This is a genomic window from Acinetobacter sp. YH12095, assembly GCF_013419245.1.
In the GTDB taxonomy this organism is placed as follows: domain Bacteria; phylum Pseudomonadota; class Gammaproteobacteria; order Pseudomonadales; family Moraxellaceae; genus Acinetobacter; species Acinetobacter towneri.
Window position 1 is genome coordinate 59908 of sequence record NZ_VPAL01000001.1, and the last position, 19792, is coordinate 79699.

The following is a 19792-nucleotide window of genomic DNA, read 5'->3' on the forward strand; positions in this document are numbered from 1 at the left end:
AGCAATGTTTGGTTTTTAGTGCACTTCATGGGTTGCATATTGAATATAACGCTGCAAACCTTTGAGCAATAAATCTTGCTCGACTTGCGGTTGATATTGCTGCAAGAATTTGGCAAACAGCGGTGCATCGCCACCCGTTAAAATCAGTTTACGTGGTGACTGTCGAATTACATGCTCAATGGTGCTGAGCAAGCCGAGTAAAATACCATGATGAACAGCATCAATGGTGCTGCGTCCTGGGGTGAGTTCATCAAATGCAGCATCGGGAATTTTAATGCCTTTGGTGTTTTGAATCAGTGCATCACGTTGCAAATATAAGTTCGGTAAAATATAGCCGCCTAAATGCGTCAGTCCATCCGCCAAATCAATAGTCAGCGCCGTACCACAACTAATGACACAATAATTTTCTTGTGGGTCATTTGCCACGGCAAGCACTTGCAGCCAGCGATCTATCCCCAGTTGTTGAATATCATATTCACAATGCAAACCTGCATAATCTGCATGCACTTTGGCATAAATCACAGGCACATTCAGGGTTTTTAAAATCAAGTGAATGCGTTGATTATTCTTCTGATCTTGTACCGATGACACGCCTACTTTATGCACATTCAGACTTTTAAAGTGTTGAATCAAACCCAGCAACAAATCGGCAGGAGATTGCAAATGCAATTCTGCTTCATGTTCGATGATGCGGTCTTGTTCTGTGACCCAATATTTCAGGCGGGTGTTACCAATATCTAGCCATAAATTTTTCATGAAGATGACTCGGCATGATCGATAGGGCGTAAACGTCCCTGATAAAAAACTTCAAGCCCTTGTGCCGTTTCAATTTGCACTGCGCCATCATCCTGAATGCCTAAAAAAGTACCCTGACAAGTACCTTTAAAATGTTCAAATTCAACTTGTTGTTGCATAAATGCGGCATGATGATTGAAGCGAGATGCCAAATTATAGCAATCGTGATTAAACCAGTCGCAGGCTTGTTGAATGGCAAGATAAAGCTCTGCGATCAGGCGCACACGATCAATAGATACCAAACCCAGTTCGGTTAAAGATGTGGTTTTTTGATCAATAACTGCTGAGCTGACAGGTGCAAGATTAAGCCCAACCCCAACAATGACTTGCTGTGCAGAAATTGGCTCAATTAAGATGCCGCCCCATTTGCCTTGCGGGCTGTATAAGTCATTTGGCCATTTTACTTGTAGATTCAGCGCCTGTAGACTCGGCATTTGCAAGATATTTAACGCAATTTCTAAAGCCAAACGCCCATTTACAGGTGTTCGTAAATTTAGCAATGTGCTTAAATAGATGTTCCCTTCGGGTGATACCCATTGCCGTTGACGTTGTCCTCGACCATGCGTTTGTCTGGTACTGCATACCAAGACACTCTGCACACCTTTTTGTGCAATTTCCCGTACATCATCATTGGTGGAAGTGGTAATCGGCTTCAGGATGAGTACTTCTGGAAGCTGTCCTGCTTCTGTGAGTTGTTGTTGCAGTTGTCGGGTTTCTACATCCATACGAATTTACAAATAGTGGAATATATTTATGGAGTTAATCATATATTTATTGATTGGTGCAATTGCTGGATTTGCAGCAGGGCTGTTTGGCGTGGGCGGCGGCTTAATTATTGTGCCAATTTTATATATTGTGTTCACTCAACTCAATTATGACCCATCGGTGTTAATGCACATGGCGGTGGGGACATCATTGGCAACCATTATTGTAACTTCGATCAGCTCAGTTACGGCACACCATAAAAAAGGTGCGGTGATGTGGCCTGTATTTCGTAATCTTGCGCCTGGTTTAATTGTGGGTGCATTTGTTGGTGCAGGTATTGCCGATTTCCTTTCGGGGCAAGGCTTACAATTATTAATTGGCGGTTTTGCACTGTGGGTGGCTTTTAAGATGTTTAGAGGCGCAAATATTGCGGTTGATCCTTCACATCATTTGCCTTCAACTGCAAAGCAAGTCATGGCGGGCGGTGGGATTGGCATTGCCTCTGCAATTTTTGGGATTGGCGGTGGCAGTTTAACAGTGCCGTACTTAAACCGTTACGGCGTGGTCATGCAAAAAGCGGTAGCAACCTCAGCCGCTTGTGGTTTGCCAATTGCGGTGGCGGGCGCATTAGGCTTTATGTGGTTTGGTAAGCAAGCCGAAGTTGCAGTACCCAATACCATTGGTTATATCCACATTTATGCATTTATAGGCATTAGTGTGATGAGCTTTATTACTGCCAAAGTTGGTGCGAAAGTGGCACATTTGTTATCGCCAGCGATGTTGAAAAAATGTTTTGCCTGCTTGTTGACCACCGTTGGCTGTTATTTTGTATATCAGGGTATGCGAGTATTTTTCTAAGTTGAGTCGCTATTTTCTTTGTTTTAAGCCATGTAAAATTGGCTCTAGCGCCATGAAATTGTCGGACAATGTCATGGCGTTGTGATCTGTTTCGCAGTAAAAAGAAAGATGCTTGTATCGGAGCTATGCTTGCAGTCGAAGGATGATCCTGAGATGTCTTAAATGAGAGTAGCTCCGAATTTTCATCACTGCATCTTATAAAAACAAGATAGGAACAGTATGCAACAACAAGAATCAGAAAGTTTATCGGAACAAATTGCCCGACACATCGCAGAACAGATTATTAGCGGTGATTTGGTTGAAGGTGAGCATATTCAGGAATTGCGCATCGCCAAAGAACTGGACGTGAGTCGTGGTTCGGTACGTGAAGCGCTGTTGTTATTGCAACGTACTCATCTGATTGAAATTTTTCCACGTCGTGGTGCAATTGTGTCGGAAATGTCGGCACAGCAAGTCCGAGCTTTGTTTGACAGCAGCAGTTTGTTATTGGGTTATATTGTGCAGCGTATTGCGGACACGTGGCGAATGCATGAAGCTGAAGCCTTACAACAACTTTTGCTGCAACTGGCAGAGCAATGTCGCTTGGGCAATACTGAAAAGTTTTATGATTTAATTTTTCAATATCTGGCACGGCAGCCTGATATGGTGGGAAATTTATATTTAATGAAGTTCTATCAAGAGTTATTGCCATCGTTAAGACGCAGTTACTTTTTGACCTTAAATACTTCGCGTCGGGAGTTACAAGAATCTTTTGAATTATTTAAACTGGTGAGTGATGCAATTTTAAGCAGAAAATCACAACAAGCCACTTTATTTATGGAAGATTTTTGCCGACACTTGCGCAACTTGGTGTTGGAATCTCTGACCCGTATGAAACAGATCGAGCTTGCATGGGCAAGACGTTCACGCCGTTAATTGGGACATTATGCGTTTAAGCAGCTTAAAACTTTCTGGCTTCAAATCTTTTGCCGACAGTACGACCTTACATTTTAAAGCCAACCGTACCGCTGTGGTGGGGCCGAATGGTTGTGGTAAATCCAATGTGATTGACGCCATTCGTTGGGTGATGGGCGAATCTAGTGCGCGCCAGTTGCGTGGCGGCAGTATGCAGGATGTAATTTTCACAGGAACTGCCAAACGCAAACCTGTAGGTGTAGCCAGTGTTGAACTGCGTTTTGACAATACCTATGGCAAATTGGGCGGTGCTTATAACGCCTATAATGAACTGTCGGTACGTCGGCAGGTCAACCGTGATGGTAAGTCTGAATATTTTTTAAATGGAACCAAGTGTCGTCGTCGTGACATCACCGATATTTTTCTGGGTACAGGTTTAGGCCCGCGTTCTTATGCAATTATTGAACAGGGCATGATTAATCGTTTGGTTGATGCTAAACCTGAAGAAATGCGGGTGTTTATTGAAGAAGCGGCAGGCGTGTCACGTTATCAGGCGCGTCGTCGTGAAACCATGCTGCATTTGGATCACACCACGCAGAACTTGGCGCGTTTGGAAGATATTGCTTCAGAACTAAAATCGCAATTAAAAACCTTAAAACGTCAGTCAGAAACAGCAATTCAATACAAAGCGCTTGAGAGCGAAATTCGCACCATTAAAGTCGAAGTGTTGTCTTTTCAGTGTGAACAAAGTGCACGTTTACAGCAAGAATATACCCTGAGTATGAATGAGTTAGGGGAAAGTTTTAAATTGGTGCGCTCTGAGCTGACCACTTTGGAACATGACTTAACTGCGACCAGTGAGTTGTTTCAGCGTTTGATTCAGCAATCGACACCGCTACAGCAAGAATGGCAACAGGCAGAAAAGAAACTGGCTGAACTGAAAATGACTTTGGAACAAAAACAAAGTTTGTTTCAGCAAAATACCGCGACTTTATCGCAGCTTGAACAACAAAAAGCACAAACCAAAGAGCGTTTGCAGTTGATTGAATTGCAGCTAGAGAGTTTGGTCGATCAGCAAGAAAACCAACAGGAAAATCTACAGCAGCAAGATCATTTGGCGCAGCAGCAGAGCCAGCAATTTCAGGATTTAAAAGCACAGCAACAAACCCAAGCTGCACAATATGCCCAAGTCAAAGCGCAAGTAGAACAGCAACAACAAAAGCATGTGCACATGCAGGCGCAAAGTGAGCAGTTAGCCAAAAATATCAGCCGTATTGAACAGCAAAAACAAACCCTGACACAGCAGTTTGCACAAATTCAGCCGCAAGATCAGCAAGAGGGAATGCAACAACTGCAAGACGAAAAGACCCGCTTGCAGGCTGAAATGCTAACACTAGAACAGAATATTCAAGACAGCACTCAGCAACTCGCCACGTTGCAGACCAACTATAATGAGCACAAAGCACAGTGTGCGACCTTAAAATCTGAGATTCAGATTTTGCAGTCAGAACAGAAAAACCTCAATCAATTGCTCATTAAGCAAAGTCCAAAAGCCCAAACCGATGTGGTGCAGTTGATGCAAGTATTACAACTTGCAGATGTGGCGAAACCACATGCCAATTTAATTGAAAAGTTCTTGGCTAAATGGTTATCTGCGCAGGTGGTAGAAGCAGATATTGAATTTCAGGACAGCCGCGCACGTCAGCTAAAAATTCATTTGGCTGTAGATTCAAAAACATCAAAAATACAGCTTTCGGGGTGTGAGTCGCTCAGTGACTGGATTGCTTCACCGCAAAGTAGCTTGTGGCAAAGTGTCGCAATTACAGAAAGTTTATCGCAGGCTTTGGCATTGCAAGTGCAATTACAAGCAGGGCAGTCTATCCTTAGTTTAGATGGTTATCATGTGGGAGCAGACTGGGTAATCGGGCTGTTTTATGATGAAGCGGCACAGGCAGGGCAAGGGGCATTAAGCCATCGGATTCGCTTGGATGAAATTGAACAGGCGTTGGCGTTGCAACTGCCACAATATGAGCAAGCAGAACAGCAACTGCCTGAATTGCAGCAACAGGTAAAACAGTTGCAGCAGCAATTGCAGCAACAACAGCAACAGCTCAAACAGCAACAGCAAGCCTTGCAAACGCTAGATGTGCAAATGGCGAAAGCCGAAAGTGCGGCACAGGCTTTTGCAGTACAGCAACAGCAATTACAGCATCAATTGGCACAATTAGATGAGCAGCTTGAAGAAGATGCCATGCAAAAAGATGATCTGGAAATTGATTTGCATGCTTTGGCTTTTAAACTTGAGCAAGCCTTACCGCAGTATAAAATCTTGCAATTTCAGGTCGAGCAGCTGAATGAGCAGCTGGATAGTTCACAGCAACAGTTTCAGCAGCAGCAACAAGAAGTGGATCTGTTACGTCGTCAAGCGGTACAAACTCAGCAGCAAATTGAACTGTTAGAAAAAGATGCCACTTTCTTAAAAGCACAATATCAACAAATTGTGGCGCAAATGGAACAAGCCAAAAAGTTTGTCGATCCTGTTCAGTTGGAATTGCCTGACTTGGAAACTCAGTTTTCAGAGCAGCAGCAGCAGACTGAAAAGCTGCAAAAAACTTGGCAGGAATGGCAAGTGGAATTGAACAGTGTGCAGTCCAAACAGCAGCAACTGACCGAGCAACGGCAGCAGCAACAGCAGCAAGATGAACAATTACGTGCCAAACTCGAAGAAAAGCGCTTGGCATGGCAATCGGCAAAGTCGGACTATCAGCATTATTCTGAACAGTTAAAAGATTTAAACAGCGAGATCATCACAGGTTTGCAGATTGATGTCGCTGCGCATCAACAAAAACTGGCGAAAGCGCAGCAACAGTTTGATAAATTGGGTGCGGTCAATTTGGCGGCTTCGGAAGAATATGAAGAAGTATCTGCCCGTTTTGCAGAATTAAGCCATCAAATTGAAGACTTGGAAAATACCGTTTCGCAGTTACAGGCGGCAATGAAAAGTATTGATCAGGAAACTCGTAAACTGTTTATGAATACTTTTGATCAGGTGAATACCGAATTGCAGGAGTTGTTTCCTAAAGTCTTTAATGGCGGTGAAGCGAGTCTGAGCTTGGAAGATGACTGGCAATCTGGGGTGAAATTGATGGCGCGTCCACCAGGTAAGCGCAACAGTTCTTTGGCCTTACTTTCAGGGGGTGAAAAAGCACTGACAGCTTTGGCTTTGGTTTTTGCAATCTTCCGTTTAAACCCAGCGCCATTTTGCGTACTCGATGAAGTTGATGCACCGTTAGATGATGCTAACGTGGGGCGCTTTTGTAATTTAGTAAAAGAACTTTCTGAACAAGTGCAATTCATTTACATTACACATAATAAACTTGCTATGACGATGGCAACCGACCTCTTAGGTGTTACCATGCCTGAACCGGGAACCTCAAAATTAGTAACCGTAAATTTAGAAGAAGCCGCAGAATACGGCCTAGTCGCGGAGGCATAATATGGAAATCACCACAATCGTTGGAATTGTCATCGCTATTGTGATCATGGCGTTTGGTTTAAAAATGATTCTGAAAAAACCAGCAGATTCAGCGCCGTCATTGGACTCTGAATTGCAGTTTAATGCAGATAGTCAAAAACCAATTATTCCACGGCATGTACGTGATCAATTGCAGAGCGACGCCACTCCAGTTCGGGTAGAACCGACTTTGACTGCAGATGCCGTTCATGAACCCCCAGTTTCTGCCAAGACTGAACCACAGGCATTTTCTGATGATACTGCAGATAAAAGTACTGAAGCGACTCAATCTACGGCAAATCTACAGACCGATGTGTCAGCTCAAGATGCCTCTGAAACGACTGCTCAGGTAACGACTGAAACAGCGCCAGTAACTGCCGATGTCGCTGAGCCAAGCACTGCAACAGTATCGACCACATCTAACACGACCGAATATTCATTGTCAGATGAAATTCAACAGGTAATCGCAGAAACTGAGCCAAACACCAGTGAACAGGCCAAAACATCAAATGAATACAGCCTGAATCAACACATTGAAACTGCGGAAATTTCAGAATTTAACGAAGAAAGCAGCATTTTAGATTCGCACTTGCATGAACAAAAAATCATGGATGAAGAAAGTGCTTTGGCCACAGCGGAATCTTTTATTGCGCTGAATGTATTCCCAGAGCGTCGCATACTTTCGGGTGATAAGGCCTTAAAAGTATTGATGAAATACGGTTTGCGTTTTGGTGAAATGTCATGTTTCCATCGTTATAACGAAGATGGCACTAAGCTATTATTCTCTGTGCTACAAATTAATGATGAAGGCGCAGATGGCTTTGATTTAGAAACGCTATCGACTGAACAGGTTAAAGGTTTGGCATTTTTCCTCGCTTTACCGCATAGCGATGTGCAAAATGCTTTTGACACCATGGTTAGTATTTCGGGACTGATTGCGCGTGAAATTGATGGTACGGTCTATGACCAAAACCATTTGGAATTTACCCCACAATTACGTGAGCACTGGCGTCATCAAGCGATTGATTATCGTGCGGGTCAGGCAAGTCATAGCTAACATGCTGCATTTGTGCGCAATGTAAGCATAATTGCGTAGAGTATTATTGATCAAAGTGATCTGAGATAAATTGCAACTTGTGGTAGGCATTTTTATAATGCTGTCAGCAAAATGGTAGCCTCGGCTACATAGAAACAGAAGGGCGGAACAAGACCGCCCTTTTTTATGGTGGAAAATATGTCTGTAGATTTAACTGTCGTGACGCAAATGCGTCAATTGATTCAACTACTTGCCAAGCACAATCATGCCTATTATGTGATGGATCAACCGACAATTGCAGACAGCGAATATGATCAGCTTTTCCATCAACTCAAAGCGTTAGAGCAACAGCATCCAGATTTAGTACAACCCGATACACCGACCAATAAAGTCGGTGGCACCCCTTTGGCGAAGTTCACTACGGTTAGGCATGCCGTACCCATGTTGTCTTTAGGCAATGTGTTTAATCAGGAAGAATTATTTGCTTTTGCAAGACGTGTCGAAGAGCGTTTGCCTAATCAAAATATTGAATACGATGTCGAACTTAAATTTGATGGATTGGCGATTTCACTTTGGTATGAGCACGGTGTTTTAGTGCGTGGTGTGACCCGTGGTGATGGGGAAACTGGGGAAGATATTACCCACAACGTCAAAACCATCCGCAATTTACCTAAAGTCTTGACTGCAACAGAAGCTGCCATTCCTGAACTTTTGGAAGTGCGCGGTGAAGTGTTGATGCCAAAACTTGGTTTTGAAAAACTCAATGCGGCCAATATAGCTAAAGGTGAAAAAACCTTTGCTAATCCACGTAATGCAGCAGCAGGAAGTTTGCGTCAGTTAGATCCAAAGATAGCGGCATCACGTCCTTTGGCATTCTATGCTTATGGCATTGCGCAATGTGTGCCACCTCATGGACAAAGTACCATGTCCGACAGTTTGGCATGGTTGGAGCAGTTTGGCTTTGAAATTGGTGAACGTCATTTTGTCTGTAAGAGCATTCAAGAGGTTCAGGCGGTCTATGAGCAAATTAACCTTGAGCGTCCGAATTTAAGCGTTGAAATTGATGGCATGGTGGTCAAGGTCAATGACTTGAAACAGCAACAGCAATTGGGCTTTTTAAGTCGTGAGCCGCGCTGGGCGACTGCCTATAAATTCCCTGCAGTTGCCGCTTTAACCACCATTGAAAATATTGATTGGCAAGTGGGGCGCACAGGTACGTTGACGCCTGTGGCACGTTTAAACCCCGTTGCGGTAGGTGGTGTGACGGTATCCAATGTTACTTTGCATAATATTGGTGAAATTCACCGTTTGGATGTGCGTTTAGGCGATACGGTCAGTGTTTACCGTAGTGGTGATGTGATTCCCAAAGTTGAAAAAGTCTGGCCTGAATTTCGCCTTGCCGATGCGCAAGAAGTGCATTTACCTGAACAATGCCCTGTGTGTGATTCGCCTGTGGTGATGCCTGAAGGTGAGGCTTTGGCGCGTTGTTCAGGCGGTTTGTATTGTGCGGCACAGCGTATTGAAGCGATTCGTCATTTTGTGTCACGTAAAGCCATGGATATTGAAGGTTTGGGTGATCGTTGGGTGGAGTCATTACTGCATCTGAACTTGCTACAAAATGTGGCTGATATTTATCATTTACACGAACACCGCGACACTTTGCTCGGCATTGAAAAAATGGGTGAGAAGTCGGTTCAAAACTTGATTGACTCGATTGAAAACAGCAAAAAAACTACTTTGGCTGCGTTTATTTATGCCTTGGGAATTCGTGGTGTGGGCGAAACCACCGCGCGGATGCTTGCCAATACTTTTCAGACTTTAGAGGCTTTGCGTGAAGCTGATTTAGAAGCGTTAAAGAAAACTCCAGATGTGGGAGATATTACGGCAGAATGGATTTTGGACTTTTTCCAAGCGCCGCATAATTTAGAAGTGTTGGATCGTTTATTAGCTGCAGGCATTCATTGGGATGCTCCGATTGCACCGACACGTCAGCCTTTGAATGGTGAAAGTTGGGTGATTACAGGGACGTTGAGCCAAATGGGACGCGATGAAGCGACTCAGTTGTTGCAGGCTTTGGGTGCACGGGTGAGTGGTAGTGTTTCGGGTAAAACCAAATGTGTCGTGGCGGGTGAGAAAGCTGGCTCAAAGCTGGAAAAAGCCGAGAAGTTGGGTGTGCAGGTCATGAATGAAGCTGAGTTTATTCAGCTGATGCAGGAATATGGTGTGCTTGAATAAGCATCATCCTACATTTTATCCACTAATAGGTACAAAGGCACTTCAACGATGAAGTGCCTTGGTTTTTACTGAGAGAAGTCGAAGGTTTAACGTTTCTTCACAATGCCATCATCAATGAGTTGCTGAAAATGTTCGACTAGACTGGTTTCAATATTGCGGTAGTGCATACCCAATTCACGCTGACTTTTTTCCGCATTAAAATAAATTGGGTAGCCCATATTCAGTTCCACAAATTTACGGGAAAAACCAAGTAGAGGGCCAAAGGCTTTAAAGGCAAATTTAGGTAACTGATTGCGTGGGAAAGGGTATTTACGTCCAAAGTACTGCGCTAAAATTTTGCCCATTTCCAATAAGCTGAGTGTGCCACCGCTAATAATATAGCGACCTTCAGCAGCAGGGTTGAATGCGGCCTGAATGTGAGCATCGGCAACATCACGCACATCGACAATGCCATTCCACATAGCAGGGACACCTGCCAAGGTCATACCGTTGGCAAACTGCAATAACACTTCCACGCTGCCCGATTGGGTGTTTTTGGTCAACGATGGGCCAAGCACCAAAGCAGGGTTGATACAGACCAAATCCCAGCGGTTTTGTGCCTTTGCCATTTCCCAAGCTTTGCGTTCAGCTGCCACTTTTGAATAAGGATAAGGCTGATGCTCAGGGCTGCTGCTGGTATTCCAGTGACTTTCATCAAAGCGATTATTGGCCGTATTTAAAATATCAATCGCATCGCCATAGGTTGCAGCAATACTTGAAGTCACCACTACACGCTTTACCGATGCAGTACGATTAACGCTGTTTAATACATTTTCGGTGCCTATGACGGCAGGTTCAATAATGTCTTTAACTGCATCTTTATAATTGGTGACCACAAAAGGCGAGGCCATGTGCAGCACGATTTCACAACCTTGCATGGCGGCATCAAAAGCACCTTCTTCAAGTAAGTTGGCTTGGAATAATTGTAAGTTGCCTGTGCTTTTTGCCGCGATATCAGTCAGATGTTGAAAACTGTGGGTTTTATTCAGATCACGCACCGTCGCGTGTACGGTATGTCCTTGTTCAAGCAGGTTTTTAATGACCCAACTGGCAATATAGCCTGTTGCGCCTGTGACTAAAATGGGTGCAGATGTATTTAGATTTGTCATTATTTTAAGAAAGTGATGGAACTCGTGACTATCATAAAGCAGCTGGGTTTTAAAATCCGCTTTTTAGGCGTTTTTTACGATACTTGAGCGTCAAAGTATGGTTTCTTTCAATATTTACAAAATGATGCAAAATCATTGTATTGTCATTTTTAAAGCTAAGTTTTGCCAAGCAGTTGTTTTATATATGGGAATTTTTAAGTTATATTGCAAATGCGTATGTTTCTCATTTTAATTTTATAAAAATCATGGGTTTACAATAATTAACTTTTGCAATTTTGCCTGAATGTGTCCATAATGACTGGATTAAGAAAGGGAGTACAGCAAATGCGTGGCAATCCAGAAGTCGTAGACTATTTAAATATGTTGATTGGTGGCGAACTGGCTGCTCGCGATCAATACCTGATTCATTCGCGTATGTATGAAGATTGGGGTTTAAGCAAAATTTTTGAGCGCATTGACCATGAAATGCAGGAAGAAGCGCAGCATGCCGATGCTTTAATTCGTCGTGTATTGTTCCTTGAAGGCACTCCAAATATGCAGCGCGATGACATCGACGTGGGTGAAGATGTGGTGTCTTGCTTAAAAGCCGATTTAAAACTGGAATACGAAGTACGTGAAAAATTGGCGCAAGGCGTAAAATTGTGTGAAGAAAAAGGCGATTATGTCAGCCGTGATATGTTGCGTCAGCAAATGACCGACACAGAAGAAGATCATACGTACTGGTTGGAAAAACAATTACGTTTAATTGAATTGATTGGTTTACAAAACTACATTCAATCGCAAATGTAATCTGATCAAAGCAAAATAGACCAAAACCCGATTTATGATAAGTCGGGTTTTTTTATAGATCGGTTTTTATAGATTGGCTTTTTTATATCAATTGGTTTTTTTAAGGATGTATCTTGGTGCTTTGCAGATGTCGATTGAGCCGATTCAGTATTATACTGAGGTGATTTTCTAACTTGAGAGCAAGCCACGTGCAACAACAGATTTTATTGATTACAGGCTGGGGCGGTGGTACTGCACTCTTAAATCCGTTACAGCAAGCCTTAACTGCACAAGGTTTTCGGGTTGAGCTCATCAATATTTTTAACGCTACTGATGCTCAAGTCATGCAGCAACAGGTTGAATTTGCACGTCAGTTTGATGTAATTATGGGCTGGTCACTGGGTGGGCAATTGGCAACGCTACTGGTCAATGCGATTGCCAGCCAATATGCAGGATATAAAACCTTAATTACCATTGCATCCAATCCGTGTTTTGTTGCACAAGCCGATTGGGATACCGCTATGCCACAAGCCACGTTTGCCCAGTTTAAACAATCTTTTGCACAAGACCCAATTCTGACCCTAAAGCGTTTTGGTTTTATGGTGTGTCAGGGTGTCACTAGTAGTAAAACCGACCTATTACAATTACAAAGTTTGGTTCAGCCACAGCCGCAATCTTTGCTTCAACACGGTTTGGCTTTATTGGAAAACTTAAACTTGGTGACTAAGCTTAAAAATTATACAGGTCTGCAGTATCATCTTTTTGCCGAGCAGGATGTTTTAGTTGATTGCAAAGTTGCAGCTAAACTGCAAAATTTAGCTGCAAAGTTTTTAAGCGTAGATGTTTTGCAAGGCTCGCATGGGCTGCCATTGTTCCATGCCGATGAGTTGACTAGCAAAATCTGCCAATATTTACAGAAAAACCCGCCAACAGGTCCATAAGTGACAAATCTCGCAATTTATTTTATCTGTAGACAGGTTTAAGATTTAGCACATCAAGTTTTTTACAAGATCAAGGATGATGGTGGGATGACAGAACAGATGGATTTGGCTTTTGATCGTGAACATCTTTGGCATCCTTACACCTCTATGACTCAGCCCTTAACAACCTTTAAGGTTAAGCGGGCATTTGGCAGCACCATTGAACTTGAAGATGGTCGCCAGTTGATTGACGGCATGTCATCGTGGTGGTGCGCGATTCATGGCTATAACCATCCTGAGCTGAACCGTGCTGTGACTGAGCAACTCGACAGTATGGCGCATATCATGTTCGGTGGATTGACCCACAGTCCAGCCATTGAGTTAGGGCGTTTGTTGCTCGAAATTACCCCACCGAGTTTAGATAAAATTTTTTATGTAGATTCAGGCTCCGTCGCCGTTGAAGTGGCGCTGAAAATGGCTGTGCAATACTGGACTGCACAAGGCAAAACTGAAAAAACCAATTTTATTACCACCCGTTCTGGCTATCATGGCGATACATGGAATGCCATGTCGGTTTGTGATCCTGTTACAGGGATGCATCAGGTTTTTGGCTCAAGTTTGGCGCGTCGTTATTTTGTATCTGCACCACAAACAGGTTTTGACCAAGAGTGGAATCCTGCCGATATTGCAGAATTGGCGCAAAGTTTGGTAGAGCATCATCAGCAGATTGCCGCCATGATTATTGAACCAATTGTGCAAGGTGCAGGCGGCATGCGTTTTTATCATCCTGAATATTTGCGTCAAGCCAAATTGCTTTGTGAGCAATATGATGTGTTGTTAATTTTTGATGAAATTGCCACAGGTTTTGGGCGTACAGGCAAGTTGTTTGCATGGGAACATGCTCAGGTCGAACCCGATATTATGTGTATCGGCAAAGGGCTGACAGGCGGTTATATGACTTTGTCTGCCACATTGACCACGAAGCATGTTGCAGAAATGATTTCGCATGGTGAGGCAGGTGTGTTTATGCATGGCCCGACCTTTATGGCAAATCCACTGGCTTGCGCGGTTGCAGTAAAAAGTACCCAATTATTATTAGAACAAGACTGGCAAGCCAATATTCAACGCATTCAGCAGCAACTTGAACAGCATTTAACGCCATTGGCTAATTTGGCATGGGTGCAGGATGTGCGAGTTTTAGGTGCAATTGGTGTGGTAGAACTTAAACATGCTGTCGATATGCAAAGCCTGCAACAAGAATTTGTGCAACGCGGTATTTGGGTGCGTCCATTTGGTAAATTGGTTTATGTGATGCCGCCGTATGTGATTACAGCAGCAGAACTAAATACTTTATTGCAGCAATTGGCTGAGGTGGTGACAGGTATGCAAGGAGCGAGCGCATGAGTTTACTCGATCACTATGCAGAACAGCTTGATCAGCTTCGCCAACAGGGCAATTTTCGTCAATTTCGCAGCAATCAGCAGCAAGGTAAAACAATTGAAATTCAGCAACAGCAGATGCTGAATTTATCTTCCAATGATTATTTGGGTTTAGCCTCTGATTTGCGCTTACGTGAACAGTTTTTTGATGAAACGCCCAATGCACAGCGTTTAATGAGTGCATCTTCATCACGTTTGCTGACTGGAAATTTCCCTGCCTATGAACAGCTTGAAGCCACATTAACGCAATTATTTCATGGGCGAGCTGCCTTGCTGTTTAATAGCGGCTATCACATGAATATTGGTATTTTACCTGTATTGGCAGATGCGAAAACCCTAATTTTGGCCGATAAACTGGTACATGCCAGCATGATTGACGGCATTCGTTTGTCATCTGCAAAATATTTGCGTTATCGGCATAATGATTTGGCACATTTGCAGCAATTGCTGATGCAATATCATGCCGATGATAATTATGAACGCATTATTGTGGTGACTGAATCCATTTTTAGTATGGATGGTGATGAAACTGATTTAGCCGCATTGGTCACGCTGAAACAGCATTTTGCCAAAGTCATGTTATATGTCGATGAAGCACATGCGATTGGCGTACGTGGGCAGCAAGGTTTAGGTTGTGCCGAACAATATGGCGTGATTGATGCCATTGATTTTCTGGTTGGGACGTTTGGCAAAGCCGTTGCTTCAGTTGGGGGATATTTAATCTGTGATCCGATTATCCGTGATTACCTAATTAATCGGATGCGCCCGCTAATTTTTAGTACCGCACAGCCACCTATTTGTATGGCGTGGACGCAGTTTATGCTGAATCAGATTGTGCACATGCAGGCACAGCGTCAGCATTTGGCGGCCTTGAGCCAATCTATACAGCAGGGGATTCAGGCCAAAGGTTTTGCTTGCCCATCAACTTCGCAAATTGTACCTGTGATTATTGGCGACTCTACTGCAACTGTAAGCAAAGCCCGACAGTTACAGACTGCAGGTTTTTATGTGATGCCTGTACGTCCACCGACTGTGCCGCAAGGCAGTTCAAGACTGCGGATTTGTTTAAATACGCAATTTGAAACGGCAGATTTAACACAGTTACTGGATTTGCTTTGAGTGTGCGTATGCGTATAGATAAGGCACAAGTGGCACAGCGTTTTGCCCGCGCACATCAGAGTTATAAAACGCATGCTGTGGTACAGCAGCAAATTTGTCAGCAGTTAATCGCAAAAATGCAGCAATATGTTGTGCAGCAAAAGTTGTCAGATCAATCTCAGCTTTGCTTTGAAAACGTCATGGAAATCGGTTGTGGTTCGGGAAACTTAACCGACTTATTACTGCATGAATTTCAAATTCAACAGCTGACTTTAAATGATTTATATGCCGAAGTGTTGCAAGCGTATCTGCATCATCTTCAAACAACTATCACTCAAATTCATGGCTTAATTGGCGATATAGAACAGCTCGATTTTCCGCAGTCTTTGGATTTAATTTGTTCGAGTTCGGCTTTGCAATGGGTGGAAGATTTTGGAGCATTATTGCGCAAGGCGAATCAAGCGTTACAGCCGCAAGGGTATTTGTGCTTTTCGACATTTGGCCCTCAAAACTTGACTGAAATTAAGCAACTAACAGGTCAGGGCTTACATTATTTGAGTATGGATACGTTACAACAACAGCTCAAACAGCAGGGCTTTGAAGTATTACACTGTTCAGAGCAGTTTGAATCATTAAGTTTTGAACATCCCAAACAGATTTTGCAGCATTTAAAAGCCACAGGTGTCACGGGTACAGCACAAGGGCAGCGTTGGAACAAAACGACTTTAACCGAATTTTATCGGGGCTATGAACAATTTAGTCAGCAACATAGTTCACAGCAAAAAAGTTACACGCTCACGTATCATCCTATTTATTGTCTTGCACGGAGAATGCCATGACAGCTCAAGTTTATTTTGTGAGTGGTATTGATACAGGGATTGGCAAAACCTATGCCACAGGTTATTTGGCCAAGACCATGAATGAACAGGGTATTCAGACCATTACCCAAAAGCTGATTCAAACGGGCAATCAAGACGTTTCAGAAGATATTGAGCAGCATCGTAAAATTATGGGCAGTGAATGGTTGCCTGAAGATGATGACAAACTCACCATGCCTGAAATTTTTAGCTATCCTGCTTCACCGCATTTGGCTACACAAATTGATGGTCGTGAAATTGACTTTGCTAAAATTGAGGCTGCGACTGCGCAACTGGCGGCAAAGTATGATGCAGTATTATTAGAAGGTGCGGGCGGGCTCATGGTGCCGCTGACCACAGACCTACTCACCATCGACTATATTGAGCAAAAACAATATCCTGTTATTTTGGTGAGTTCTGGGCGTTTGGGCAGTATTAACCACACTTTGCTCAGTTTGGAAGCTTTAAAAACACGTGGTTTGAATTTACATGCATTGGCATATAATTTGAACGATGAATCACAAGACCCTTTAATTTCGCAGGATACTGCCAAATATTTAAAAAATTATTTGTCAAAAAGCTTTCCAAAAGCACAGTGGATTGAAATTCCTGTATTGCCAAATATTTAATTTTTATTATTTTTTGTCCAACCAATTTGCCCAATAAAAAAGCCACACATGAACGTGTGGCTTTTTATCAATTTGGCGTATTTCAGCTTTTAGAATTTTTTAAAGCTTTTATTGCCAAACGGTTTGCGTGGTGCATTTTCGTCACGACGTTCACGGTTGCCGTAGCTGTTGCCATCCTGACGTGGTTCACGGTTGCTGTAGCTGTTACCATCCTGACGTGGTTCGCGGTTGCCATAGCTGTTACCGTCTTGGCGACGCTCACGGTTACCATAGCTATTGCCGTCTTGGCGACGTTCACGATTGCCATAGCTGTTACCGTCTTGGCGACGCTCACGGTTGCCGTAACTGTTACCTTCTTGGCGTGATTCACGTGGTGCAAAACCTGTGTTTTGTGCAGCTTCTTCGGTGTCACGACGTTGCTGACGCAAGAAACCACCACGACGAGCCGCCAATGGTTTTTCCTGCATACGCTCATTGCGACGTTTTGCCATGCCGTACAAACCTGTGCCTTGACGTGGTTTTAACTCAACCGCTTTGGCAAGGTTATCGATGTCATTTTTATCCAATTCCATCCAGCGACCTGTACGTAATTCACGCGGTAAAATTACCGTGCCGTAACGGGTACGCAATAGACGGCTGACTTTCAGACCTTGTGATTCAAAAATACGACGAACTTCGCGGTTACGACCTTCTTTTACCACCACTTGATACCAGCGGTTAATACCATCACCGCCAATTTCAGAGAAAGATTCAAACTTGGCAGGGCCATCATCTAGCACTACGCCGCGCAGCATGTTGTTTTTCAGTTGTGGTGTCACTTCACCCATCACACGAACTGCATATTCACGTTCAATTTCGTTCGATGGGTGCATTAAACGGTTGGCTAATTCACCATCGTTGGTGAATAGCAATAAACCTGTCGAGTTAATGTCCAGACGACCAACCATTACCCAACGATCATTGGCAATTGCAGGCAGGTTATCAAATACAGTTGGGCGCTGCTCTGGGTCGTTGCGTGAGCAAATTTCGCCTTCTGGTTTGTAGTAAATCAGAACGCGACGACGAATTTCATCTTCAATTTGGAACTGAACTTTACGACCATCGATGCGAAGCTCATCACCTGGTTCGATACGTTCACCCACTTGGGCAACTTGGCCGTTGACACTCACACGACCAGCGGCAATGACTTCTTCCATATAACGGCGAGAACCCAAGCCTACTCGTGCGAGTACCTTTTGCAACTTTTCACTCATGACAGCATAACCTTAGAAATGATCATCAACAGTTTACCTATTCAAGACACAGACGCAGATGCATCGAGTGCCATGAAAGCTTCCTTGGCATCCTGTAGGGGAGGCAATTGACTTAAGGAATTCAAGCCAAACGCATTTAAAAATTGAGGCGTTGTAACCAACAACGCAGGTCTTCCTGGGAGTTCTCGGAAACCTGATTCTTTAATCCAGTTCCAATCAAACAATGTGCGTAAAATTTGACTATTGTTTGATACTCCGCGAATTTGTTCAATATCTGCTCGGGTCACAGGTTGGTGGTAGGCAATCACCGCCAGTATTTCTAGCAGTGAGGGCGAAAGTCGGGTCGGACGTTCAGGCCACACCTGTGTAATAATTGTACGATACTTTGCCCGCACCTGAAAACGGAAACCTTGTGCGGTTTCGATCAGTTCAATCGAGCGACCATGTTGTAACATGGCCAATTGTTGTAAAAACTGGCGTAATTGCGCTTTGCTATATTTATCTTGAAAAGCTTCTTTCAGACGCGCTAAAGACACAGCACTGTCACTGGCAAAAATAATTGCTTCGAGTTGCATCAGCACTTCATGCTGTTGTTCGCCTTCAGACAAGCTCGAAATTATGGGTTCTGGATTCATGCCTGCGCCCCTTGAATGCTCAATGGTGCTTCAATCCCACTGCTGATAATGCACACTTTTTGCTGGCGAGTCAGTTCTAAAATCGCCATAAAGGTCACAACCATGCCCATGCGTCCCTGACTTGGTTTTAGCAACGCATCAAAACTCAGTACTTCACCCGATGCGAGTTTGGCTTCAATAAATGCAATCCGTTCTTCAAGTAAAACAGGTTCTTGCAAAATTTGATGGGTGACAGGTTCAGGACGATTAAAAATGCAGAACAAGGCATCACGTAATTGATCGGCTGCATAGCCAACATTATTGACTGCGGTATGCCCTAAGCTAACATTGGTAGCAAAAGTATCGCGTTCTAAAACAGGCATTTGCCCCAAGCGTTCAGCTGCTTGTTTGACTCTTAAATAGGTTTCTAAACGGTCAATCAGCTCTTGTTTTGGGTCTTTTTCAATGCTGCTGATACTGGCAGGTTTAGGCAACAATAGGCGGGATTTTAAATCGGCCAGTAATGCCGCCATCACCATATAATCGGCAGTCAGTTCAATATTTAGCGATTTCATGGCATCCATATACGACAGATATTGCGATGCAATCGGGGCAATATCTAACTGAAGTAAATCGAAGCCATTTTTTTGAATCAGGTAAATTAAAAAGTCGAGTGGTCCTTCGAAATGCTCTAACAGAATTTCAAATGCTGCAGGAGGAATATACAAATCCTCAGGAATCGACTCTTGCCACTCATCTAACACACGAATGTGTTGGGCAGGTTCCATCGCATTGTGGAGGGATTGATTCATTACAGTGTTGGGCCACGCGAATTTTCAAAAGCATGCAAATGCTATTTCCGCTTCAGATAAGAAGGAGATGGAGAAATAGCTCAGAATTAATAGCGGTTAGTCTAAAGGATATCGTGATTGAAATAAATCTGTTCTACGACCAAATATCAAAAAAAGCCTAAAATAAATCGGGATTGAGGGAGATTTAAGGCAAGTTGTAAAAATTAACTCATTCAAT

The 19792-nt window shown here is 43.4% G+C and carries 16 protein-coding genes and 1 pseudogene; 11 read left to right on the plus strand and 6 right to left on the minus strand.

Translation table 11 applies throughout. The features are described from left to right. Window positions 1-15: 15 nt before the first annotated feature. Window positions 16-756: a type III pantothenate kinase gene (locus FTU35_RS00310; protein ID WP_004972372.1), complete on the minus strand. Its 741-nt coding sequence runs from the start codon at window positions 754-756 to the stop codon at window positions 16-18. Continuing rightward, complete coding sequence (locus tag FTU35_RS00315) at window positions 753-1520, minus strand: biotin--[acetyl-CoA-carboxylase] ligase (protein WP_004972369.1); 768 nt, start codon at window positions 1518-1520, stop codon at window positions 753-755. The genes FTU35_RS00310 and FTU35_RS00315 overlap by 4 nt, the downstream gene beginning before the upstream one ends. Before the next feature lie 28 nt (window positions 1521-1548). On the opposite strand from FTU35_RS00315, the gene FTU35_RS00320 reads away from it, so the two are divergent. The 5 genes from FTU35_RS00320 (at window position 1549) to ligA (ending at window position 10037) form a co-directional block, all read left to right on the plus strand. Beyond that, complete coding sequence (locus tag FTU35_RS00320) at window positions 1549-2358, plus strand: sulfite exporter TauE/SafE family protein (protein WP_004972366.1); 810 nt, start codon at window positions 1549-1551, stop codon at window positions 2356-2358. A 219-nt stretch (window positions 2359-2577) separates the two neighbouring features. After that, on the plus strand, window positions 2578-3273 hold the full coding sequence (locus FTU35_RS00325; RefSeq protein WP_179989208.1) for a GntR family transcriptional regulator: 696 nt from the start codon (window positions 2578-2580) through the stop codon (window positions 3271-3273). Between the two features lie 10 nt (window positions 3274-3283). Continuing rightward, window positions 3284-6748, plus strand: coding sequence for a chromosome segregation protein SMC (smc, locus tag FTU35_RS00330; protein ID WP_179988527.1), 3465 nt, complete (start codon window positions 3284-3286; stop codon window positions 6746-6748). Between the two features lies 1 nt (window position 6749). Next, the gene (locus FTU35_RS00335) at window positions 6750-7823 is read left to right on the plus strand and encodes a cell division protein ZipA C-terminal FtsZ-binding domain-containing protein (protein WP_179991163.1); all 1074 of its coding nucleotides are present in this window, start codon (window positions 6750-6752) and stop codon (window positions 7821-7823) included. 177 nt (window positions 7824-8000) lie between these two features. Further along, window positions 8001-10037, plus strand: a complete 2037-nt coding sequence (ligA, locus tag FTU35_RS00340) for an NAD-dependent DNA ligase LigA (protein WP_179991162.1) — start codon at window positions 8001-8003, stop codon at window positions 10035-10037. Window positions 10038-10123: 86 nt separating this feature from the next. Here ligA and FTU35_RS00345 read toward each other — a convergent pair whose 3' ends face one another. Beyond that, window positions 10124-11185: an aldehyde reductase gene (locus FTU35_RS00345; protein WP_179991161.1), complete on the minus strand. Its 1062-nt coding sequence runs from the start codon at window positions 11183-11185 to the stop codon at window positions 10124-10126. A 324-nt stretch (window positions 11186-11509) separates the two neighbouring features. On the opposite strand from FTU35_RS00345, the gene bfr reads away from it, so the two are divergent. From bfr to bioD, 6 genes are all read left to right on the plus strand, one after another. Next, entirely contained in the window at window positions 11510-11974 is a 465-nt protein-coding gene (bfr, locus tag FTU35_RS00350; RefSeq protein WP_004972356.1) for a bacterioferritin, read from the plus strand. Window positions 11975-12162: 188 nt separating this feature from the next. After that, entirely contained in the window at window positions 12163-12894 is a 732-nt protein-coding gene (locus tag FTU35_RS00355; protein WP_179991160.1) for an alpha/beta fold hydrolase, read from the plus strand. 99 nt (window positions 12895-12993) lie between these two features. Continuing rightward, complete coding sequence (bioA, locus tag FTU35_RS00360) at window positions 12994-14277, plus strand: adenosylmethionine--8-amino-7-oxononanoate transaminase (RefSeq protein ID WP_180064440.1); 1284 nt, start codon at window positions 12994-12996, stop codon at window positions 14275-14277. After that, on the plus strand, window positions 14274-15431 hold the full coding sequence (locus tag FTU35_RS00365) for an 8-amino-7-oxononanoate synthase (RefSeq protein WP_180064420.1): 1158 nt from the start codon (window positions 14274-14276) through the stop codon (window positions 15429-15431). The genes bioA and FTU35_RS00365 overlap by 4 nt, the downstream gene beginning before the upstream one ends. Window positions 15432-15439: 8 nt before the next feature. Beyond that, window positions 15440-16249 carry a malonyl-ACP O-methyltransferase BioC gene (gene bioC, locus FTU35_RS00370; RefSeq protein ID WP_180064421.1) on the plus strand — a complete coding sequence of 270 codons (810 nt, stop codon included), beginning with the start codon at window positions 15440-15442 and terminating at the stop codon, window positions 16247-16249. Further along, entirely contained in the window at window positions 16246-16896 is a 651-nt protein-coding gene (bioD, locus tag FTU35_RS00375) for a dethiobiotin synthase (RefSeq protein WP_096902081.1), read from the plus strand. The genes bioC and bioD overlap by 4 nt, the downstream gene beginning before the upstream one ends. A gap of 380 nt (window positions 16897-17276) precedes the next feature. Here bioD and rluB read toward each other — a convergent pair. The 3 genes and pseudogenes from rluB to FTU35_RS00390 all read right to left on the minus strand — a co-directional run. Further along, window positions 17277-18149: pseudogene (rluB, locus tag FTU35_RS00380) on the minus strand (23S rRNA pseudouridine(2605) synthase RluB); the annotation flags it as partial. A 41-nt stretch (window positions 18150-18190) separates the two neighbouring features. Continuing rightward, entirely contained in the window at window positions 18191-18784 is a 594-nt protein-coding gene (gene scpB, locus FTU35_RS00385) for an SMC-Scp complex subunit ScpB (RefSeq protein ID WP_004972340.1), read from the minus strand. Then, window positions 18781-19575, minus strand: a complete 795-nt coding sequence (locus tag FTU35_RS00390) for a ScpA family protein (RefSeq protein ID WP_096902076.1) — start codon at window positions 19573-19575, stop codon at window positions 18781-18783. Before FTU35_RS00390 ends, scpB begins: the two co-directional genes overlap by 4 nt. Window positions 19576-19792: the final 217 nt, after the last annotated feature.